Below are 20,839 nucleotides of genomic sequence, written 5' to 3' on the forward strand. Positions count from 1 at the left end.
AATGAAAATCAATAGATTAAATTATATGATAAGCATAATACTATGCATGCATAGTATATGATTTATATAAAGAAAATACGGTATTAATGAATGGTTTTCACTAAATTAACGATTTCTTCAAAAGATTCGCATTGGAAGTTCTGTGAACCGTCATTAATGTTCCAAAAGTTGTCCTGAAACTCAAATTTCAGAGAAGAAAGATCTTTTTGAAAGTTTTTTTGAAGCAAAGAGTATAGCATTTCTTTGTAAGCGTCAGAAGCGATGATTTTTGGTGCCACAAATTTTTCATTGATCTGAAACAATGAAGGATTGATCAATTCATCATGCTGAAGCAGGACATCTTCTACGATTCCGGAAAACAAATCAGCATCTTTTACATACCAGATTTTGTCTGCAAATTCCTTGGCAAGACGCCAGTCGTGAGTTGAAAATAGAATTAATTTGTTCTGTTCTTTTGCTAATTTCCGGAGTGTTTTGAGAATGATAATTTTATTTTTTTCATCCAGATGAGTCGTGGGTTCATCCAGTATAATGATGGGAGCATTCTGTGTAATGGCTCTTCCGATAAATGCTTTCTGAAGATTTCCGTCCGACAGATTTTTAAGCAGCGTGTTTTTGTACTGCCCAAGATCAAGTTCTTCAATAATATGCGCAACTTCTTCTCTGTCTTCTTTTTTCAGCTCAAAATAAAAAGGATAATAAATGTATTTCCCCAACGAAATTAGATCTTCAACAGTATAATTCTGCGGAATTACCGAACTGGAGAAAACAATGGCAATCTGTTCTGCAATCTCCTTGACGGAAAGATTTTTCACATTCTTGTTATTGATGAAAATTTCACCGCTTAAAACAGGGATCTGATGCAAAATAGATTTAATAAGAGTGGTTTTCCCGACACCATTATTTCCAATCAAAAGGCAGACCTCGCCTAATTTCAGATGAGCTGTTGCATTTGAAATTAAGGTTTTATGATAGCCAATGTTTGCTTGTTTGATTTGTAGGTGCATTTTTTTTAAAGAGAAATAAATATTATTAATAAGATAAGAGGAATTAAACTGGAAATAAAATATAAAAATTTATGCTCATTAGTTTTCCACAAGCTATAAACTCCTAAGATTAACGATCCAAAAAATGTTAATGGTACTGCGATTGTTATCCACCAGCTGTGTCCGGATGAATATATCCAATGCATTTCCTTACTCATTCTGAACATTTTCGAATATTCCAAAAATAAATAACTTAATGCAAACAAGACTATGTTCGCAATTATTAATTGTTTTTGTGTTATTCTTATATTCATATTTTATTTATAAGTTTTTCATGCTAAAATCTTTAGGTTCGACGGAGTCAAAGCATCTCTACAAAGTTAGTTTAGATTCAATATAGATAAAAATTATAATGCATTGTTATTTGCTCCTTAAAAATTGACAATTTTCTTATTGACTTTATTCACTATTTACACTTTATTCTGCTTCAAAAGCATCAGTAAAATTACGGGAATTCCGAAAACGGAGCTTATTACATTTAAAGGAATCTGTGTTTTTTCTGCGATGATGGAGAAAAAAAGCATCATCAACATTCCCAGCATCATGTTTAAAATCCATTGCTGCCAAAGCTTTGCCGGATTATAAATCAGTCTGCTGAAATGTGGAACAATGATTCCGATAAATAAAATGGGACCTAAAAAAGCGGTGATAGAAGCGGAAAGAAGGGAAGAAGCAGCAATAATAAACAGTTTAAGCTGATTGAGATTAACTCCCAAACTTTGTGCGTATGAAGTTCCCAATGAATTTCCAATCAATGGTTTTATGGTTTTAAAGCAAACAAATATTCCGATTATTATTAAAACAGATAAAACATAAATCTGATTTCTTGAAACCATATTATTCGCTCCGAAAGACCATAAAATATAGTTTTTAAGACTCTGATCTTCTCCATAAAACTGCAACAGAGAAACAATGGCTCCTGCAAAAGCCGAAACCAGAAACCCAAAAATAATGAGGTACGATTTATCCTGAAATCTTTTAGAAATGGAAAGAAGAATCAGCATCAGTAAAAGACTTCCGCCGATGGCTGCAAAGCTTAAAAAACTGTTCTGAAGAAATTCCGGGATGAGAAGATCGTGCGAAAAAAAGATGTAAAATGCGACAGATAAACTGGCAATGGAAGTAATTCCTAAGATATCCGGTCCGGCAAGAGGATTCTGAAAATATTCCTGCATGAGAAAACCGGAAGTGGGGATCGAAATTCCTGCCAAAAGCATTATCAAAACACGGTTCACGCGTATTTCCGCAATCTGGCTGTTGGAAGATTCTCCCCAAAAGTCCTGAAAATGTAAACTTAAAAATCCTGTATTCAGGTTAATAACCGCTGCCAAAATAATGGCAATCAATAGCACCAAACACATGATTTTAAACTTGTCTGACATAAAGTCTGAAGTTTATTTTAATAAAGAATTGATTTTTTCGTTGAGCATTTCCTCAGACATAGATCCTTCAACTTCTTCTGTTTTATCACCTTTTCTGAAGTGGGTAAAAGGAATTCCGTTTCCTTTCCACGTTTTGAAATTGCCGAAAAAAGTATCGTCAAATTTAGATTCGTCTACTAAAACAATATGGTTTTCCAGATTATTTTCTTTGGCAAAGGCAGGAACTTTATCTTTCCAGGCTGCTTTATCAAGAATATCTACAAAAGTAAATTTTACAGGTTTACCCTTTAGTTCCTCTATTTTTTTCTTAAAATGAGGAATTTCCATCATACAGGGACCACACCAGGTTGCAAAGAAATTGGTAACATACAGGGTATCATTTTTTTTAGATAAATTCTCTACAAGATTTTGTTGAGAAATTTCTTTTAATTCAACTTTTGCAGCTTCTGTTTTATTTAAAATGGTAGTAGAATCTGTTGTTGCAACGCCTTCTTCATTTTTCTGGCTTTCCTTTTTACAGCTCGCGAGTGAAAAAACAACAAGCGTGGATAAAATTATCTTCTTCATAAATTATTTTTTATCTATTTTTGAGTTGAAGTTATGAAACAACAAATCTATAAAGGGAAACTTACACAGTTTCATTGGTTAAAAATAGCGAAAAAGGAAGAACTGACCAAAAATACTTTTTCTCTGGAATTCGAGATTCCGGAGAATCTGAAAGAAAATTTCAGGTTTGATGCCGGTCAGTTTGTCAGCATACAATTTCACGCTCACGGTAAGGAAATCATCAACGATTATTCGATGACTTCTGCTCCTTATGAGGATAAAATATCGTTGGGGATCAAGGTTAATTCTCCTGACGGAGCCACTTCACAGTTATTTAAAAATTATCATGAAGGTGATGAGCTTCTGGTAAGCGAGCCCAACGGAAGATTTACCTTAATTTCAAAACCGCATGAATTCAGAACCATTGTAGGATTTGCGGCAGGAATAGGAATTACCCCGATTTTAAGTCATTTTAAAAATATTCTGCATAACGAACCGAGAACAAGATTATTTTTATTTTTTGGAAATAAGAATTCGGAAGAATTAGTGTACAGGGATGAGCTTGATCGTTTAGCAAAAACCTGCGGCGACAGATTGCAGATTTTTTATTTTTTTTCTCAGGAGAATACCACAAACAGCTTTTTTCATGGGAGACTGGATGATAGAAAATTAAGCTTAATCATTAATCAGATCCTTCATCTGGACGAAACTGATGAGGAGTCTACAATCTGGGATGCGGTGGATGAAGTTCTGATCTGCGGAAAAGGAGAGATGATAAAAACACTTGCCAATGCATGTTATCATCACGGAATTCCGAAAAAAAATATTCATTTTGAGCTTTTTGAAGAATTTAATGACGATATTTATCCTGTAGAAAAAGAATTTCCGTTATTAGAAAACGTTGAACTGGCTTTTAAAATGCTTGGAAAAGAATATACTACCGTACTTCCGACCAACGAGGAAAGAATTTTGCAGCAGTTACTTATACAGAAATTTCAGGTTCCGTATTCCTGCAAATCGGGAATTTGCGGAAGCTGTGAATGTATTCTGGAGGAGGGCGATGTGGAATTGCTTGAAAATGAATATTTAACGGAAAATGAAGAGGAGAGAGGACATATTTTAGCTTGTATGTCGATTGCTAAAAGCAAAAAAATAAAGCTTAACTTTGACCTTAGTTGAGAATAATAAAAAACATATTTAACCTGATATTCATATCAATAGAAATGGGAATTCTGTTGATATGTCTCGCCAATGCGTGGGTTTTTGCGCTTACAGACGGAAGAACCTATACCAAAATTTCAAAAATTCCTCCAAGAGAAGTAGCTCTGGTTTTGGGAACTTCACCCAAAATGAGATCAGGTGTATCCAATCCTTATTTTACGAAAAGAATGGATGCGGCAGCCTTGCTTTATCATCACGGGAAAATCCGGAAAATTCTTGTAAGCGGTGAAAAAAGCAAAGGATATGATGAGCCTGCTGCCATGAAAAACTATCTTATTTATCAGGAAGGAGTTCCTGAGGAAATTATTATGGAAGATCCGAAAGGCTTTAATACCTATCAAAGTATTCTCCGCTGTAAAGATGTGTATAGAAAAGACAATGTAATTATTGTTTCTCAGGGATTTCATAATCTTCGGGCTTTATTATTTGCCAGAAACAACAGTATGAATGCGCTTGGTTTTGATGCGCAGGATGTTACAAAACCTGAAAGTTATTACAGAAATCAGTTTAGAGAAATCCTTGCAAGAACGGTCGCGGTGGTGTATTTCGCTTTGGGAATTTCGCCGGATTAAAAGAAAAGGTGGCATTTATGAGAAATACCACCTGTAAATTTTTAGAAAGGATATCCGAATGCAATATTCAGAGTAGGTTTAAACGGCTGAATGTATTTCAGTCTCCATCTTTCACCTTCCGGTCTGTTGGGTTCGTACATTTTATAGGCTAAATCCAGTCTCAGTTTAATGTAGGCAATATTTACCCTTAATCCGAAACCGCTTCCTACACCAACCTGTCTGATGAATTTGTTGAATTTAAACTCATCTCCATATCCGTTGTTGTAGTTTTTAAGACTCCAGATGTTGCCGATGTCCGTAAAAAGAGCGCCTTCATACATATCATTAAAAGGCATCCTGAATTCGATATTTGTAGTCAGTTTTAAATTATCAGTCATATACGTTCGAACTCTTTCATCCACCTGCGAATCGGCAGGACCTAATCCTCCGAAAGGAACCCATGCTCTGATGTCATTCGGTCCACCGTTGAAATAAGAACGGATGACAGGCATATTGGAAGAGTTTCCGTACGGAATTCCGACTCCGATAAACTGGCGAAGCGCTAAAGTATTGTTTCCGAATTTAAAATATTTTCTAAAATCAAGATCAAATTTCACAAACTGCGCATAAGGAATATTGAAAATGGTTCTTTCCGGACTGGTAACAACACCTCCGTCATTTCTTTTCTGATTAAAAATACTAAAGATATTTCCTGCCAGTTCTACTTTTCCGTTAAAATAAAAAGCATTTGGATAATCTTTTTTCCCTATCTCATTGTAAATAAAATTATAAATGAAAGAAGAAATCAAAACATCCTGAGTCTGTCGGTCTTTATTCACCAAAGTTCCCACAAAAGCTACAAACCGGTCAACTCCCTGCTGATTTAATCCCTGAAGATAGGTCGTATCTTCAATAATGCGCTGCGAAACCTGATCAATCGTCAGTAATCCGGCTTTAAATTCCTGATATACCGATGAGTTGTAAGCAAAATAATCTGCGAAAAACTCTTCACGGATAGCATTATCGTTAACGAAATAATCATAATACGCATCTTTGTTTTTCGTTAAACTCAGTTGCGTATTAAATAAGGTAAGTCTGTGCGTTACTTTATCATTTACCGTTGCCAGATAATTCAGTCCAGTATTAAAGTTAAGTCTTCCCAAACCGATGTTACTCTGATCTGAAACACCCAGAGTAATAGAGGAGGTTGGGCTGTATCTTTTCGGAATTAATTTGTAGTAATCGAAAGGCAAAAGCAATCTGGGAAAATTCAATGAAGCCTGCGCCGAGATTTCGTAAGCCCAGATCCTGTTATCGATATTTTTAGGATTTACGATTCGCCCGAAAGTTCCGGAAAGACTGGTTGTAAGGTTTTCCGCCCCTCCAAAAATATTTCTCGTGGTAAGATCGATGGAAGGAGAAACCCCGAAATTCAGGACTTCGGAATAGTTTAAATCTGTTCCCACTTTCAGGTCGTATTTCGGAAGCGGTTTTAACACGTATGTTACATCTACGATGCTGTCATTCGGGCTTGTACCGCCGCCTCTTCTTAAAGAATCTCGGGCTTTCAGAATACTGAAATTGTTCATCGCCAGAATATTTCTTTTGGTAAGATCCAGTTTTTTCTGATCGTAAACCTGTTTGTTTCCTACAATAATAGCTCTCCAGATCGCACGGGAATCGTAGCTGTTGTCTGTTTTATGAAAACGGATACCTCTTAAGCTGTCTTTTCTTGTATTATTCGGAAAATCTTTTGCCTCGTCTACGATGGCAACATCAATATTTCCGATGGTTGCCTGTTTATAAGGACTATCAAGAGAATCTTTGCGGATTTCCAGAACCAGCGGAACCTGTTTTGTGCTTTTAAGAGAATCTGCCACAAAACCTACCTCATCGCCAAGGTTGTTAAAACGGTAATACCCATATTCCCGCATGAGATCATTAATCCTTCCAACTTCTTTCTCCAAAACGGTCTGATCCAGAATTTGTCCTTTCTTTATAAGAGTTTCACGGATTTTCTGCTGATAAAGGCTTTTGATATTTGGATCTGATATGTTGTAATAATAATCCTTAATATAAGTAGGCTGATTGTGGGTAATAAAATAATTAACGGCAGCTTTTTTTGCAGCGGAATCAAGTTCATGCTTAAATTTCACTTCTGCATCCCAATAGCCGCGGTACGTCATTCTTTTTTGGATAGATTCAGCACTTTTTGAAGTTTTTGTCTGGTCGAGAATCACTTATGCGGAACCCCAGTTGTGGTATAACCTGTCGAAAAACAGACTTTTACCCACACTGTTTTTCATATTGTATTTAATGAAAAGAGAATCTCTCAGTTTTTGATTTCTCAGTTCATTTGGATACGTCATGTACTCGTTAAGAAGCGTGTCGTATTTGGGATTGGCAGCATTGTAAAGCCAAAGGCTTAAAGGCATGAAAAGAAGCTGTCTTTTATTGGGCTTTTGCTGTACGTAATCTTTAAGTTCGCCATCGAAGGGTTCTTTCTTATCTTCAAACTGAAAATTGTTTTTTACCAGCAAATATTCGCCGTCCGGAACTTTTTTAGTGGTACTACAAGCATAAAGGAGACCTACAAATGTTGCAAATGATATAATTTTATAATACTTTTGAGGAGAATTCTTATAATGCTTACAGCTCATACAATAAAAATTTTACAGTCTTTAGATAAAAAGAAGTTCAGGCAAAAATACAATTTGTTTTTGGTTGAAGGTAATAAAATCATTCGTGAACTTCCTGATTCCAGATTTAAAATTAAAGAAATATTTTCTACGGATCCGCAAAAATTAGACCGTATGGAAGCTCCGGTAACTCATATCTCTGAAAATGAGTTGAAAAAAATCAGTTTTCTGCAAAATCCAAAAGATTCTGTGGCGGTCTGTTATCTTCATCCTGAAGAAAAAACAGAGGATAAAAATCTCCAGTTGGTTTTGGATGGGATTCAGGATCCCGGAAATCTGGGAACGATGATCCGTCTTGCAGACTGGTTTGGTATCGAGCAGATTATCTGCAGTGAAGATACCGTAGATTTCTATAATCCTAAAGTTATTATGGCAAGTATGGGATCTTTTACGAGGGTAAATATCGTTTATACAAACCTGACTGAATATTTATCCGAAACAGGAAATGTCAACATCGGAACCGATATGGATGGTGAAAATATTTATTCTTTCGAAAGACCTGAAAAAATGAATTTAATTTTAGGAAATGAAGGCAAAGGGATGCGTCCGGAAACGGAAAAACTACTTCATAAAAGTGTGATGATTCCTAGATTCGGAAAATCGCAGTCTACAGAAAGTCTTAATGTTTCAATGGCAGCAGGGATTATTTTAGGACAATTGTTTGGAGGAAGTGAGTAAGAGAGTCGGAGAGTTTGTGTGAAAAAGATCAATAGATAGATCTTGAGATTTAATCAAATATTAAAGGGTTTTAGAATGGGAGCATAATGAGATTAACTCTTGAACACTCCAACTCTAAAACCCTCAAACTTTAGATAAGCTGTTCCATACTCGAAACGCTTTTGTTTTTCTGATACGTTTCAAGTTTCTTTCTTACATATCTTAAGGCGACAGGAGCGAGATAGATCATCGCAGCGCCAATTAATTTATTCTTCCAGTTTGAACTTTTAAAGTTTTTTCTGGCATAATTTCCGACAAATGTTGTAACTGCAAGGTTTATCATAATATCTGCCGCATCTCCTTTGAAGGCCGAATTGGCGATTCCCATTGCTGTATTTTTATTGATCAGGGCTCCTTTAATTTCAGAGGTGATCTGTCTGGCAATAACATCTTTTCGCAGAACTACTTTTTCATCACCGTCTTCATCTACTTTTTCCTGAAGGTACTGGTCTGTTAAGCCATTGGTAAAAGCACTAAGGCTTTCCTTGGTATTTTTGAAGGTAAGGAGGTCTTCCAGACCGTCTATTTCCTGCTTCAGCAGCTTTTTCTTTCTTCTCAGTTCCTCTAAGCTTTCATATTTTCTGCTCATAGTTTAATGATTTAAAAATTTAATTACCTGATCTGCCACATAATTTACGATTTTCTTTTTAAACAGCACGATAAGAATCATGGTTAAAAGATAGAATGCAGCTACAATAAGGAATCCGTAAGACTGGTCGCCCAATGCTTTACCGATAAGAAAGGCAATTCCGAAGTTGAACAGAATGATGAAAAAACCAAAAGCGACCAGCAAAACCACGAAATAGGTGATCATTCCTGCCGAAAGAGAGGATTTTTCGGTAGCTTCAATTTTCAGGAGATCGATCCTTTTCGAAGCGTATTCTTTAATAGTTTCAATCATTGTTTTTCTTTAAAGTTACAAAAAAAGGAACTTTCGTTTATAAAGTTCCTTCTCATAATTTACCTAAAAAAATAAACTATATTATTATTTTAGATCATTTAGTTCAGATTCTACATTTTTTACTACGTCTGCAGTTTTAGAAACGATCTGATCTTTATATTTATCATATCCGTCTTTTACGGTGTTTGCAACACTGTTTGCTGTTTCTTTAAAAGTAGAAGAGATGTTACCATACTGGTCTTTTACTTTTTCAGAAACTTCTCCGTATTTATTTTTAGCCTGATCTTTAAGATCGTTCGCTTTTGTTTTAATTTTCTTTCTTGTTTCTTTACCTTCTTCAGGAGCATAAAGCATTCCTAAGATAACACCCGCTGCAGCACCTGCAAGAAGTCCTGCCAAAATACCCGCTGTATTGTTTTTTTTAGACATTTTCGTTTTTTTTAATAGTTAATAATATTAGCTTTTTACTTATGATGAAATGTACAATTAACATACCAAAGGAGAAAGACATCTATTAAAAAATGTTAAATCTTTTGGATGTGAGATAAAATCTCATCAATAGTTTCTTTCTTAGAAATGTTGGTATTATCAATAACAATGGCATCTTCAGCCTGCTTTAACGGAGCGATTTCGCGTTCGCTGTCTATTCTGTCGCGTTCTATAAGGTTTTCTTTTACCTGCTTTTCGTCTGCTTCAATTCCTAAAGAAATCAGTTCCTGATAACGTCTTCTGGTTCTTTCATCAATACTTGCGGTAAGGAAAAATTTATATTCCGCATTTGGCAGAACTACTGTCCCGATGTCACGTCCGTCCATAATAATGCCACCTTTTTCTGCCAAATTGCGCTGAGACTGAAGAAGAAAATCTCTTACTTCTTTCTGTTTGGCAACAAAACTTACATTCTCCGAGACTTCATTCGTACGTATTGCTTTGGAAATATCAATATGATTCAGGAAAAGAACCAGTTCTCCATCAAGATTTTTAAATTCAAGCTCGATCTGATCAAACGAAGAAAATAATTTCTCAAGATCAATGGTACCGCTGTCATTTAAACAATTTTGAAGAGCAAACCATGTTACTCCTCTGTAAAGCGCACCTGTATCCAGATGAATAAGTCCCAGCTTTGCAGCAATGACTTTAGAAATTGAACTTTTTCCGGTAGACGAGTACCCGTCGATAGCTATTACAGGTTTTTTCATACTGCAAATTTCAAGATTTTTTCTTAAAAATCAAGAAACCTCAAGCGATTTTCTTGAGGTTTCTGATATTTATTTCGTTTTGAAAAATGATTAATGATTAGTATCCTGCATGGCTTGTAAGGTCAATAGAAACTCCTATCTGATTGACATTCGAAGAATTATGATATCTTACGTGTGCGTAATCTACACGGAATCTGGAAATTTTAATCCCGAATCCGGCAGAAAGTCCTGAGAAATTTCTCTGGTCTGCAACGGCTAGTTCATTTCCTCTTTTTACATTGTACCCCAATCTGATGTTGAAGCCTTTTTCCGGAAACAGTTCTGCTCCGATAGAGAAATGATCGGCGATTTTTCTGCCTGTATTTACTTCCTGCCCGTTTACATTGTACTGGGAAGAAATATTAAATTCCTGTAAATCATGTGCTGTAATGGTAACCGCCAAAGGAATTACTTTTAAAATTCTTGTGTATCCCAAATCTACACGAAACGGAAGGTTTTCCCTTGTTCCGTTGAAAGAATTGAACTGATATCCGAAATTTCTGAAAACAACAGATGCTGTTTCCTTATTTTTTTTGTTGTGGTACGTAATTCCTGCGTTTCCTGAAATGGCGGAAGAAGTATAGGTATCAATTTTCGAAGTAATGAAATTCAATCCGCCTCCGATCGTCCAGTCTTCTTCAAACTGATAGGCATATCCTGCTCCGATGGCAACATCCGAAGCTTTAAAAGTTCCGTTCTCGAAACCGCTGTCGTCTGTTCGCGGAATATCTCCGTAGCTCATGTATCTTGCATTGATGGTCGCCATGTGACCGTTATCAAAGTCTTTTGCATAGGCTATCGTTCCGTATTTGGAATCTGCAAGATAAGCAGTTGCGTTTACAGAAAGCTGATTATCGGAATCTTTATTCAGTAATGAGGGGTTTGCAATAGCAAAGGAAACATCACGATCTCTCACAGAAATTGCATCTCCTCCCAAAGCTGCCTGTCTCGCTGAAACAGGGATATTTAAGAATGGATAAACGTTTGTTCCTGTTTGTGCATAAGAAACAATTCCTGACAGAAATAATGAAAAAATGACAATTTTCTTCAACTCAGTTTATTAGTAATGCAAAAATAATCCTTTTTCGTACTTTTCAAAATATTTCTCACATTATTTATATTTAAATATTTAAGTTTTGTGAAAATCATGGTTTTATTTTAAGTTCTATGCCATTTTTATTGAGCTTAATCTTTTAGCGTAAGATTAGTATTTTGAATCTTCATGTTTTGTAATTTAATTAAACAGCCATGTTTTCACTCAAATTATAAAATACAGGGGCATTATTTATCCGGAAAAATGCTTTGTCGATCCCATAAAACACCACTTTTAAAATTTATAATGTATAATGAAAAATCAACCTTATTAATGATTATATTTGCAAAGTCAAATTTTAGACAGATATATCTAACGAAAAAAAGTTATTTACATACAATGAAATATAAAAGAATCCTTCTGAAACTGAGTGGTGAAGCCTTAATGGGAAACAGACAATATGGTATTGATAATGAAAGGCTACAGGAATATGCTGCAGAGATTAAAAAAGTAGTAGAAAAAGGCTGTGAAGTTGCCATTGTAATCGGAGGAGGAAATATTTTCCGCGGTGTAGCAGGAGCTGCAAAAGGAATGGACAGAGTACAGGGAGATTATATGGGAATGCTTGCAACGGTAATCAACGGGATGGCTTTGCAGGGTGCTCTGGAAGATGCGGGAATTAAAACAAGACTGCAGTCTGCCATTGAAATGGATAAAGTGGCAGAACCATTCATCAAAAGAAGAGCAGTAAGACATCTTGAAAAGGGCAGAGTAGTGATCTTCGGAGCCGGAACAGGAAATCCTTATTTCACAACAGATACTGCTGCAACGTTAAGAGCCATCGAAATCGGCGCAGATGTTATTTTGAAAGGAACAAGAGTAGACGGAATCTACGACAGCGATCCTGAAAAAAATGCAGATGCGGTAAAATATAATTCACTATCTTTCGACGAAGTTTATGCGAAGAATCTAAAGGTAATGGATATGACGGCATTTACTTTAAGCCACGAAAACAAATTGCCGATTATTGTTTTTGATATGAACAAAGACGGAAATCTGGAAAAAATTGTTGATGGCGAAAATGTTGGTACTTTAGTTGATTTGTAATAGTAAGTTCAGGGTTTTGAGTTTAAAGTTTTAAAGATTACTCATTACCAATTACTTATTACTTATCATTAACATATGTGTAACTTATCAAATTTTATTATAATAATGGAAGAATTAGATCTTATAGTAGAGTCTGTACAGCAGGACATGGAAGCAGCTATTAAGCACCTGGATCATGCATTTCAGAGAATCAGAGCGGGACGTGCGTCTACAACGATGGTTCAGGATGTGATGGTGGAATATTACGGAGCATTAACTCCAATTAATCAGGTTGCCAATGTTTCTATTCCCGATGCAATGACGATTTCTATTCAACCTTGGGACGCAAAAGCCATTAATGATATTGAAAAAGCAATCATCAATTCCAATTTAGGTTTTGCCCCTTCTAATAACGGGATCAACATTATCCTTAATGTACCGCCTTTAACGGAGGAAAGAAGACGTGAACTGGCAAAACAGGCTAAGTCTGAAGCAGAAGATACGAAAGTAGTCGTAAGAAACGCAAGACAGAACGGTCTGAAAGAGCTTAAAAGACTGGAAGGAGTTTCTGAAGACATCATTAAAGGTGTTGAAGCAGATATTCAGACGCTTACCGACAAATATGTAAAAGCTTGTGACGAGCATCTTAAAGTAAAAGAAGCTGAAATTATGAAAGTCTAATTTTCGGCTCCTGAAAATATAAAAAGCGGTTTCATTTTGAAGCCGCTTTTGTTTTTTGTATGCATTACAGACAATTAATTTCTCCTTTTCTGTCTTTATTTTTAAGGATTAAATTATAGTTTTTTATCAGCTCGGAAACGTCGCACTTTGTTTCTTTATTCGGAATTGAATCAGGATTCCTGTTATTTCCTTTTGAGCGAATCGTATAATTTTTTTCGAGGCACTGAATGTCTTTATCGTTTAAAACATAGATTCTTTTTTCATTGATATCATCTTTTGTTTCCGGTTTTTCGGGTGTTCCGCCTTCATCAAAATTCCATACCGTTTCCTCTTTAAAAATGAAAAATACGCTGTTGTTTTTTACATAATATTTTGTGGATGAAGAAAAATGACTGTGTTCTGCATAAGAATCTTTGATCATTCTGAGATCTTTATTCTCATAATACAAAACAACTTCACCTTCTTTTTCGTTGCAGTTATACTTGAATTTTGTTGAGTCCAGTTGTTTTGCAGACAAAAGATTATTTATAGCTGCATGTTCTTTCTTTATATCTTCAACGGAAGTAATGGAATCACTCAATTTTTCCGAAACTGTATTCATGGTTGTATTATCAGTCACTGAATTATTTTGAATGGTTTCTGCATTTTCTTTTTTACAGGAAAAAACGGCAAGAAAACTTAAAGTTAAAAGAAGTATTTTCATAAAAGATGATTTTGATACATCGTACTGCAAAAAATATGCGCAAAACTTATTTAAACTTAATCACTGTAACCATCGCAAAGGCGGAAAATATTCATTAAATACTGTCCTGTTTTAAAGCGCAAAGATTTTATCTAAAATAAAATTAAGTATCATCCTTATTGAAAATCTTTGATTTTCTTGCGCCTTAAAGATTTGAGATTAATAAAAATCTTGCTTTTTTGTACTTTTTGACAAGAATATTTCCATTAATAAAAAACTAAAATAAAAAAGCAGCTCCAAACTGAAACTGCCGTAAAAAATATTTTTAATAGATTATTTACAATTTTCGTTATAATCGTAGATCACTTCATTCACGATCGAAAGATTATCTGCCATCGCATTATCGATTTCATTTCGGATGAATTTTCCTAAACCTGATCTCTTTTTGGTATCATTTTTTAAAGAACCGTATTCTCCTTTCGTTACTTTAGCTTTCACAACTGGGCAGTCTGCGGTAATGATTTTTGCCTTTGCAACATTCAGTTCTTCCGGTTTTCCGCCTTTTTTGGAATACACATACGCCGGATTTTCTCTCATTCTTTTGTTTTCCTCGTCTGCAACAGCGATTTGTCCGCCTGCTGAGAAAGTAGTCGGGAAACCGTATACCTTATACACTTTAATTTTTCCGTCTGCCACAACTTCAGCAAACTGATTGCTTTTTGTCAGGTTGTTGAAAGCTTTTAAACCGCCACTTAAACCTCCGTTCTGGGTGTTGTACGCTTCTTTGGTGTTCGTGTATTTTATCGTCTCAAAAACTCTTTCCGTATTGTTGTCGATCGCCATATAACCTTTAAGATCATCTACATCATACGTTTTGAATTTTTGCTTTTTCTTTGAATTGTCAACGTCCGAAGTCGCAATGAATTTCACTTTTTTCTGATTCGTCCACGGATTCATTTCGTCTCCGGCAAGTCTTACAATACCTTCGATCTTTTTCCCGCTTTTATCAATAATGTATCCCGGCTTTTCCCCGATTCTCATTTCGTATTCCGTATTGTCTTCCTGCGCATACGCATTGAAAGAAACGATACTGAATAAGCCAATCAATAATAATTTTCTCATATAAAACTGTTATAATTTTTGACAAAGATAATTTTTTATAGCTGAAATGAAATTGAAATTCATTTTTTAACATACCACAAAAAAATCCGGAGAAATTCCGGATCTTTTATATTGTATAGGGTACAGCTTATTATTGATACCTTTTGTGTTCTTTATTCTTTACAAAAAGTTTGATAACAGGCTTGAAAGCCGCTTTGTATTTCTCGGCATCAAACAGTTGAGAATCCGTAAGAGCTTTGTACGTCATCCATACTCCGAAAGGAAACAATACCAGATTCGGAACCCATGCTGCAAGATAAGGATTGATCTTTCCGGACCACGCCATATTTTCAAAGCCTACATTAATCACGTAGAAAATAATGAAAATAACAATTGCAATCACTACAGGAAGTCCCATTCCTCCTTTTCGGATAATGGAACCCAAACTCGCACCGATCAGAAAGAAAATGATGCAGGTGAAAGAATACGTCACGATTCTTTGCTGATAAATCACTACTTTGCTGTAATATTTTACGCCGGGATCAATCTCGTTATTTTTTCCTTCAAGCGTACTTTTCAGGTTATCAAGACGGTTATAAGCATTATTGATGATCTCCAGTTTTTTATCCCCTTTCACCGTATCGAGCTTAATAATCTGCTTCGGTTTTGCCTTTGCGCTGTTCTGTTTGGTGTCCATATAACTTACCACAGAATTGGTCTGTCCCAAAACATCGCTGCTTACATTGGTGAAGAATTTCTGATTGTCTTTTTTCGTTTTATCGATTGTCGTATTCAGCTCATGGAACGTCTGGAAACGGTAATCGTCCGTAATTTTTTCTTCTTCAATGGCTTTGTTAATGATCTCACTTACGTCGAAATGAAGCGTTAATGTATCAAATTTAATCACCTGGTCGGGCTGTTTCAGACGGATGTTTTCTCCTTTCCCGGCAAAATTATCTTCATAAACAAATCCGTTGAACAATTTTAGCTTTAAATAATTTGTATTTTCTGCCGGAGCAAAAACACCTTTCTGAGCAATTACCGTCTGCTGATTTTCATAAGAGCTTGCTTTCTTATGAACAAAAACACCTTCTATATTTTCATCATTTTTACCATAAATTTTATCGAATTTCACCATGTTTCCGGGAATCTGATCGATAAACTGTCCCGGTGTGAAATTCAGGGCAGGTTTGGTCTGCGCAATATTAAAAAGCATATTTTTCGCCTTCCTCTGAAAATCCGGAATGATATTGTTGGAGAAAAAATACAGCATAATGGAAAGAACAACCGTTACTCCCAAAAGCGGCATCATCACTCTGGTGAGCGAAATTCCCGCCGCTTTCATGGCGGCAAGTTCATACCGTTCTCCAAATTCTCCAAAAGACATAATGCTCGCAAGAAGAATCGTGAGCGGTAAAACCATACTGATTACACTTACCCCGAGGTAAAAAAGAAGTTTCATGATTTGCCAGTAGCTCAGTCCTTTTCCCATAAACTGACCCAGCTGAATCCAGATAATGTTCACAATAAAGATGAAAAACAATACGCTGAATATAAAGAAAAACGGTCCGAAGAAGGTTTTTATAATATATCGGTCTAGTATTTTTAACATTCGCCAAAATTAAACAAAAAGCCACAAAGTTTTCTTTGCAGCTCTTATATTTTATGAAATTTTTATAATTAAAAGCAAATCGGCGTATTCGCTTATCTGCTGATTATTTTTAAAGTTCTGTGATCAGGTAATTTTTGTATTTGTTTTTATCAAATGTAAACATTCCCGGATCCAAAGTCTGGTTTTCCTTGTATTCTTTAATCGCAATTACGGCAAGGTCTTTATTGTTTCCGTGCTGTTCCAGTTTTACCATCTGTTTTTTAGCAGAATCTACAAAAAGATAAACGTATTTTATTCCGTTGGATTTTACCGGAGTTAATTTAATGAAATCCGCATTTACGCCATCTACATTTTTCTTTCCTCCGTACGTTACATTATAATCTTTTCTGTAGGTAGAAAGGTAATTGATAGGGGAGAACATGGAGCTGCTTCCGTTAGGTTTCGCTACCGTAACTTCCATATCTTCTGTATTGATGTTGTAGATTTTACTTCCGTCGAAGATCTGCTCCGTTTCCATGATCTTCAGTTTGTATTTATCTCCCGCAGCGTAATAAATTCCGGGTTCCGATTTATCTACTTTTCCGTTGGTTCCGCTTCCGAAAGAAAACTTGAAATACGAATTTTTCTTAGAGTTATAATTAGCTGTAATATCATCAAGGATTTTTTTTGCCTTTGCATCAATTTTCTGTGCATTCGTAAATCCGACCGCTCCAACTACCAAACTGCTTACTATAACTTTTGAAATAATATTTTTCATTTTTATTAAATTCTTTAATCTTTAGACTTTCTTTAATGTTAAAAGTTAAACTGAAATTTCTCTTTAACTGCGCAGATCTTCCAAAAACTGTTCCAATTACTAAATTTTATTTTTGGTAAGTAAGTAGGAAATTATAGATAGCGTTTTTAAAAGATCTTTTAAGATTGTTACCGGCTGAACCTCCGAAATTTTTAAAATGCCCTGTACTTTCGTAGTTCTTTCCATTCGTATTGAAATTAAGCTTTGTGATCATATCGGTACGAGATAAGCCGAAATGCCAGTCAATATCAAGAATTTTCACATCAATACTTGCCTGAGAAATATGATCTGCTGTCTTTAAATTTAAATGGGTTTCTTCTGCCAGTTCTGCAACCGCCTGTTTAAATACTTCATTAACGTCCGGATTTGAAGGATAACCTGAATGAGGACCTGTTACATTTATATATTTAACACTTGCGGAACTTAAAGTAAAGACCATCATTTTCTCTTGAAAAAATTCCTGCCTTAAATCATTTTGGGTGTAATTCTCCACCGATCCGCAACCGATTGCCGAAAACAGCAACAGTCCGTATACAATTTTTTTCATAGGTAAGGGTTTATTAGTTTTTCAGATCATCTAAAAACTGTTCCAAAGAATGAAGGTCGCTAATAAGAACCTCTCTTGCTTTTGCCCCGTTAAATCCGCCGACAATTCCGCTGGCTTCCAGTTGATCCATAATTCTTCCGGCTCTGTTATATCCCAGTTTCAGTTGTCTCTGAAGCATGGAAGTAGAACCTTGCTGAGTAGAAACAATAATTCTCGCAGCATCTTCGAACAAAGCATCTTTTTCATTCGGATCGAAAGCTCCCACTGTACTGGTAGAATCTTCAGAAACGTATTCCGGAAGGATAAATGCGGAAGCGTATCCTTTTTGTTCCCCGATAAATTCTGCAAGTCTTTCCACTTCCGGAGTGTCTACAAATGCACATTGAAGTCTTAAAATTTCATTTCCGTTAAAATAAAGCATATCTCCTTTCCCAATAAGCTGATCTGCTCCCGGAGAATCCAGAATCGTTCTGGAATCTACACTGGAAATTACCCTGAATGCTGCTCTTGCAGGGAAATTCGCTTTAATCATACCTGTAATTACATTTACCGAAGGTCTTTGTGTTGCAACAATTAAGTGGATTCCCACCGCTCTTGCCAACTGAGCCAATCTGGCAATCGGTAATTCAACTTCTTTTCCGGCAGTCATAATTAAATCTGCAAATTCGTCCACCACCAAAACAATGTAAGGTAAGTAACGGTGACCGTTTTCCGGATTCAGTTTTCTTTCTGTGAATTTTTTATTGTATTCCTTTAAATTTTTGCAGAATGCATTTTTAAGCAAATCATATCTCGTATCCATTTCAATACATAAAGAATTCAGAGTGTTGATTACTTTATTCGTATCGGTGATGATGGCTTCCTCTGCATCCGGAAGTTTGGCAAGATAATGTCTTTCGATTTTTGAATATAATGAAAGTTCCACTTTTTTAGGATCTACCATTACAAATTTCAGTTCACTCGGATGCTTTTTATATAGGAGAGAAGTGAGAATTGCATTAATTCCGACCGATTTACCCTGTCCTGTTGCTCCTGCCATCAATAAGTGAGGCATTTTGGATAAATCTGCCATGAAAATTTCATTAGAAATGGTTTTACCGAAAACAACCGGAAGATCCATATCTGTATTCTGGAATTTTTGCGAAGCAATCACTGAACGCATAGAAACCATCGTCGGATTTTTTCTCGGAACTTCAATCCCGATGGTTCCTTTTCCGGGCATCGGTGCAATAATACGGATTCCCAAAGCGGAAAGATTCAGGGCGATATCATCCTGAAGTTTTTTAATTGCTGCTACACGAATTCCCGCTTCCGGTACAATTTCATATAAGGTTACAGTCGGTCCTATCGTAGCTTTAATTTCGGCAATTCCTACGTTAAAGTTTTTCAGCAATCCGACAATTTTATTTTTGTTTTCTTCCAGTTCGTCTTTGTTGATCGAAATTTCTTCGTTTCCGTAATCTTTCAGCAATTCAACAGGCGGCATCTGGAATTTGGCAAGATCAAGCTTGTGATCGTACAATCCGTGTTTGTCTACCAGTTCCTGAGATTTTTTATCGGCATCATCCAGAATATCGATAACCGGAGCTACTTCTACATTAAATTTAATATTTTCCTGAGGTGCAGCCGCAGTAACTGTACCTACCGGAATAGAAGGCGTCATATCAAAAGCCTGTTCCGGACTTGAAGTAGGAACTTTAGGTCTGGAGTCGAGATTTAAATTGATGGAGTTTGAAAAATCATTTTTAGGTTCCTCATCAAAAGACGTTTTATTCGGCGTTACAATCGGATCTAAATTGCTGGATACCGGAACTTCCGGAAAACCTTTCGGAACTTTTACAGGTTCAAGCTCCGCCATTTTGGGAGCTGGTTTTTCTGCAACTTCCGTTACTTTTATTTTAGGTTGTTCTTCTTCCTGTTCTGCCGTTTCAATTTCCTCAATCAATTCTTCATCGGCTTCAAAATTTTCATCAGAACTCGGCATCATCGATCTTACTTTTCCGAGGGTATTTTCATTAATGTCATTTAATTTAGACTTGATAGAACTTGGACGAAGATTGAATTCTAAAATAAAATACAGAGCAATACTTGCAATTAAAACCAGCCAGAGACCATAAGAACCAATAATCGTATTCAGAGATTCCATGATCTGATATCCGTAAACTCCGCTTAAAACACCCTGTCCTTTAGTAATCGCTCCAAAAAGGATCGGAAGCCAGCAAATGAAAAACAGGGAATGACCTACCGTTTTCCAAGGTTTGAACATTTTCTTTTTCAGGATAACGGTTCCGAAAACCAGAAATAAAAAGGCAATGATGAATGAAGCCACTCCGATACTTTCGAAAATAAAAATATTTCCGAGCCAGTCGCCCAGTTTTCCGAAAAGATTGGAAGATTTTATACTTTTATCGAGCATCGTTCCTGCCTGACTCTGATCTGCCTTCCAGTTCATCAGGTAAGAAACGAACGAAAAAGTAAGCACTACAGAAAAAAGAATGAAAGTAAGCCCGAAGAATACTCTTGGCTTAGATAAAAATTTGCCCTTATCAGGCGATTCAGTCGGTTTGTTTTGTGTGTTTTTATTCATAATGTCAATTGGCAAATTTAATGTTTTTCCTACATTAAACGATTGCTCATAAGCTTAAAAAAGTAACTAATTTTCCTTTATTTCAAAAGAATTTTTGGATTGATTTGGTTTTGATGATTAAAAATATTTAAAATAAAATGAACTGGGAAAAAATATTCGATCATTTTTTGCTGTTTTGAAAATTTGAATCAAATAAAGATTAAAAATTCTGAATAAATAGAGCTTGTCAATCAGTTTTATAGCTTTTATGAATTCAATTCTGATGGTTTTTTCGTTTTAAATTTTCCTCAAAGGAAATTTACTTATTAAGAATCAATAAAAATAAGATTAAAAGCAGTCTCAACTGATAAATGACAGTTTTTTTTGGAGTCTTTATGGTTTATCATCCTTATTTTTGCATGTCAAGTATATAA

21 protein-coding genes are annotated in these 20,839 nt (G+C 35.6%); 5 read left to right on the forward strand and 16 right to left on the reverse strand.

What is annotated here, in order from left to right; all coding sequences use genetic code 11:
* Nucleotides 1–83: 83 nt before the first annotated feature.
* From PFY09_RS02005 to PFY09_RS02015, 3 genes are all read right to left on the reverse strand, one after another.
* Nucleotides 84–1,007: an ABC transporter ATP-binding protein gene (locus PFY09_RS02005; RefSeq protein WP_271161244.1), complete on the reverse strand. Its 924-nt coding sequence runs from the start codon at nucleotides 1,005–1,007 to the stop codon at nucleotides 84–86.
* Between the two features lie 449 nt (nucleotides 1,008–1,456).
* Nucleotides 1,457–2,428 carry an iron ABC transporter permease gene (locus PFY09_RS02010; protein WP_271161245.1) on the reverse strand — a complete coding sequence of 324 codons (972 nt, stop codon included), beginning with the start codon at nucleotides 2,426–2,428 and terminating at the stop codon, nucleotides 1,457–1,459.
* Between the two features lie 12 nt (nucleotides 2,429–2,440).
* Entirely contained in the window at nucleotides 2,441–2,995 is a 555-nt protein-coding gene (locus tag PFY09_RS02015; protein WP_271161246.1) for a TlpA family protein disulfide reductase, read from the reverse strand.
* Between the two features lie 33 nt (nucleotides 2,996–3,028).
* On the opposite strand from PFY09_RS02015, the gene PFY09_RS02020 reads away from it, so the two are divergent.
* Together PFY09_RS02020 and PFY09_RS02025 are read left to right on the forward strand one after the other, a co-directional pair.
* On the forward strand, nucleotides 3,029–4,153 hold the full coding sequence (locus tag PFY09_RS02020; protein WP_271161247.1) for a ferredoxin--NADP reductase: 1,125 nt from the start codon (nucleotides 3,029–3,031) through the stop codon (nucleotides 4,151–4,153).
* Complete coding sequence (locus tag PFY09_RS02025) at nucleotides 4,150–4,767, forward strand: SanA/YdcF family protein (RefSeq protein WP_084196340.1); 618 nt, start codon at nucleotides 4,150–4,152, stop codon at nucleotides 4,765–4,767. The genes PFY09_RS02020 and PFY09_RS02025 overlap by 4 nt, the downstream gene beginning before the upstream one ends.
* Before the next feature lie 41 nt (nucleotides 4,768–4,808).
* Here the strand turns inward: PFY09_RS02025 and tamL are convergent, their stop codons facing one another.
* Together tamL and PFY09_RS20880 are read right to left on the reverse strand one after the other, a co-directional pair.
* On the reverse strand, nucleotides 4,809–6,986 hold the full coding sequence (gene tamL, locus PFY09_RS02030) for a translocation and assembly module lipoprotein TamL (protein ID WP_333781134.1): 2,178 nt from the start codon (nucleotides 6,984–6,986) through the stop codon (nucleotides 4,809–4,811).
* Nucleotides 6,987–7,406 carry a hypothetical protein gene (locus PFY09_RS20880; protein WP_333781135.1) on the reverse strand — a complete coding sequence of 140 codons (420 nt, stop codon included), beginning with the start codon at nucleotides 7,404–7,406 and terminating at the stop codon, nucleotides 6,987–6,989. It abuts the gene before it with no gap.
* Here PFY09_RS20880 and PFY09_RS02035 point away from each other — a divergent pair.
* A complete protein-coding gene (locus PFY09_RS02035; RefSeq protein WP_271161248.1) occupies nucleotides 7,392–8,123 on the forward strand; it encodes a TrmH family RNA methyltransferase in 732 nt (243 codons plus the stop codon). The genes PFY09_RS20880 and PFY09_RS02035 overlap by 15 nt on opposite strands.
* 130 nt (nucleotides 8,124–8,253) lie before the next feature.
* Here the strand turns inward: PFY09_RS02035 and PFY09_RS02040 are convergent, their stop codons facing one another.
* The 5 genes from PFY09_RS02040 to porQ form a co-directional block, all read right to left on the reverse strand.
* Nucleotides 8,254–8,751 (reverse strand): phosphoribosyl-ATP pyrophosphatase, encoded by a 498-nt coding sequence (locus PFY09_RS02040; protein ID WP_076390304.1) that lies wholly within the window; start codon nucleotides 8,749–8,751, stop codon nucleotides 8,254–8,256.
* A 3-nt stretch (nucleotides 8,752–8,754) separates the two neighbouring features.
* Complete coding sequence (locus PFY09_RS02045; RefSeq protein ID WP_076390303.1) at nucleotides 8,755–9,063, reverse strand: phage holin family protein; 309 nt, start codon at nucleotides 9,061–9,063, stop codon at nucleotides 8,755–8,757.
* Between the two features lie 84 nt (nucleotides 9,064–9,147).
* The gene (locus PFY09_RS02050; protein ID WP_076390302.1) at nucleotides 9,148–9,492 is read right to left on the reverse strand and encodes a YtxH domain-containing protein; all 345 of its coding nucleotides are present in this window, start codon (nucleotides 9,490–9,492) and stop codon (nucleotides 9,148–9,150) included.
* Nucleotides 9,493–9,587: 95 nt separating this feature from the next.
* Entirely contained in the window at nucleotides 9,588–10,262 is a 675-nt protein-coding gene (cmk, locus tag PFY09_RS02055; RefSeq protein ID WP_271161249.1) for a (d)CMP kinase, read from the reverse strand.
* A 97-nt stretch (nucleotides 10,263–10,359) separates the two neighbouring features.
* A complete protein-coding gene (gene porQ / locus PFY09_RS02060; protein ID WP_076390300.1) occupies nucleotides 10,360–11,352 on the reverse strand; it encodes a type IX secretion system protein PorQ in 993 nt (330 codons plus the stop codon).
* A gap of 381 nt (nucleotides 11,353–11,733) precedes the next feature.
* Here porQ and pyrH point away from each other — a divergent pair, with 381 nt between their 5' ends.
* Complete coding sequence (gene pyrH, locus PFY09_RS02065; protein WP_040999212.1) at nucleotides 11,734–12,441, forward strand: UMP kinase; 708 nt, start codon at nucleotides 11,734–11,736, stop codon at nucleotides 12,439–12,441.
* Between the two features lie 105 nt (nucleotides 12,442–12,546).
* Nucleotides 12,547–13,101, forward strand: a complete 555-nt coding sequence (frr, locus tag PFY09_RS02070) for a ribosome recycling factor (protein WP_076390299.1) — start codon at nucleotides 12,547–12,549, stop codon at nucleotides 13,099–13,101.
* A gap of 64 nt (nucleotides 13,102–13,165) precedes the next feature.
* Here frr and PFY09_RS02075 read toward each other — a convergent pair whose 3' ends face one another.
* The 6 genes from PFY09_RS02075 to PFY09_RS02100 form a co-directional block, all read right to left on the reverse strand.
* Entirely contained in the window at nucleotides 13,166–13,804 is a 639-nt protein-coding gene (locus PFY09_RS02075; RefSeq protein WP_271161250.1) for a hypothetical protein, read from the reverse strand.
* Nucleotides 13,805–14,116: 312 nt separating this feature from the next.
* Nucleotides 14,117–14,905 carry a hypothetical protein gene (locus PFY09_RS02080; protein WP_076390297.1) on the reverse strand — a complete coding sequence of 263 codons (789 nt, stop codon included), beginning with the start codon at nucleotides 14,903–14,905 and terminating at the stop codon, nucleotides 14,117–14,119.
* A 130-nt stretch (nucleotides 14,906–15,035) separates the two neighbouring features.
* Complete coding sequence (locus PFY09_RS02085; RefSeq protein WP_271161251.1) at nucleotides 15,036–16,496, reverse strand: LptF/LptG family permease; 1,461 nt, start codon at nucleotides 16,494–16,496, stop codon at nucleotides 15,036–15,038.
* Nucleotides 16,497–16,605: 109 nt separating this feature from the next.
* Nucleotides 16,606–17,253 carry a LolA family protein gene (locus PFY09_RS02090; RefSeq protein ID WP_185204480.1) on the reverse strand — a complete coding sequence of 216 codons (648 nt, stop codon included), beginning with the start codon at nucleotides 17,251–17,253 and terminating at the stop codon, nucleotides 16,606–16,608.
* 106 nt (nucleotides 17,254–17,359) lie between these two features.
* On the reverse strand, nucleotides 17,360–17,839 hold the full coding sequence (locus PFY09_RS02095) for a hypothetical protein (RefSeq protein WP_271161252.1): 480 nt from the start codon (nucleotides 17,837–17,839) through the stop codon (nucleotides 17,360–17,362).
* Nucleotides 17,840–17,852: 13 nt separating this feature from the next.
* Nucleotides 17,853–20,426, reverse strand: coding sequence for an FtsK/SpoIIIE family DNA translocase (locus PFY09_RS02100; protein WP_271161253.1), 2,574 nt, complete (start codon nucleotides 20,424–20,426; stop codon nucleotides 17,853–17,855).
* Nucleotides 20,427–20,839: the final 413 nt, after the last annotated feature.

The sequence above is a fragment of the Chryseobacterium gambrini genome (assembly GCF_027920505.1).
In the GTDB taxonomy this organism is placed as follows: Bacteria; Bacteroidota; Bacteroidia; order Flavobacteriales; family Weeksellaceae; genus Chryseobacterium; species Chryseobacterium gambrini.

Coding starts and splice junctions, on each gene's coding strand:
- PFY09_RS02005 (WP_271161244.1), bottom strand. CDS start 1,007: ATGCACCTACAAATCAAACAAGCAAACATTGGCTATCATAAAACCTTA.
- PFY09_RS02010 (WP_271161245.1), bottom strand. CDS start 2,428: ATGTCAGACAAGTTTAAAATCATGTGTTTGGTGCTATTGATTGCCATT.
- PFY09_RS02015 (WP_271161246.1), bottom strand. CDS start 2,995: ATGAAGAAGATAATTTTATCCACGCTTGTTGTTTTTTCACTCGCGAGC.
- PFY09_RS02020 (WP_271161247.1), top strand. CDS start 3,029: ATGAAACAACAAATCTATAAAGGGAAACTTACACAGTTTCATTGGTTA.
- PFY09_RS02035 (WP_271161248.1), top strand. CDS start 7,392: ATGCTTACAGCTCATACAATAAAAATTTTACAGTCTTTAGATAAAAAG.
- PFY09_RS20880 (WP_333781135.1), bottom strand. CDS start 7,406: ATGAGCTGTAAGCATTATAAGAATTCTCCTCAAAAGTATTATAAAATT.
- PFY09_RS02040 (WP_076390304.1), bottom strand. CDS start 8,751: ATGAGCAGAAAATATGAAAGCTTAGAGGAACTGAGAAGAAAGAAAAAG.
- PFY09_RS02045 (WP_076390303.1), bottom strand. CDS start 9,063: ATGATTGAAACTATTAAAGAATACGCTTCGAAAAGGATCGATCTCCTG.
- PFY09_RS02050 (WP_076390302.1), bottom strand. CDS start 9,492: ATGTCTAAAAAAAACAATACAGCGGGTATTTTGGCAGGACTTCTTGCA.
- cmk (WP_271161249.1), bottom strand. CDS start 10,262: ATGAAAAAACCTGTAATAGCTATCGACGGGTACTCGTCTACCGGAAAA.
- pyrH (WP_040999212.1), top strand. CDS start 11,734: ATGAAATATAAAAGAATCCTTCTGAAACTGAGTGGTGAAGCCTTAATG.
- frr (WP_076390299.1), top strand. CDS start 12,547: ATGGAAGAATTAGATCTTATAGTAGAGTCTGTACAGCAGGACATGGAA.
- PFY09_RS02075 (WP_271161250.1), bottom strand. CDS start 13,804: ATGAAAATACTTCTTTTAACTTTAAGTTTTCTTGCCGTTTTTTCCTGT.
- PFY09_RS02080 (WP_076390297.1), bottom strand. CDS start 14,905: ATGAGAAAATTATTATTGATTGGCTTATTCAGTATCGTTTCTTTCAAT.
- PFY09_RS02085 (WP_271161251.1), bottom strand. CDS start 16,496: ATGTTAAAAATACTAGACCGATATATTATAAAAACCTTCTTCGGACCG.
- PFY09_RS02090 (WP_185204480.1), bottom strand. CDS start 17,253: ATGAAAAATATTATTTCAAAAGTTATAGTAAGCAGTTTGGTAGTTGGA.
- PFY09_RS02095 (WP_271161252.1), bottom strand. CDS start 17,839: ATGAAAAAAATTGTATACGGACTGTTGCTGTTTTCGGCAATCGGTTGC.
- PFY09_RS02100 (WP_271161253.1), bottom strand. CDS start 20,426: ATGAATAAAAACACACAAAACAAACCGACTGAATCGCCTGATAAGGGC.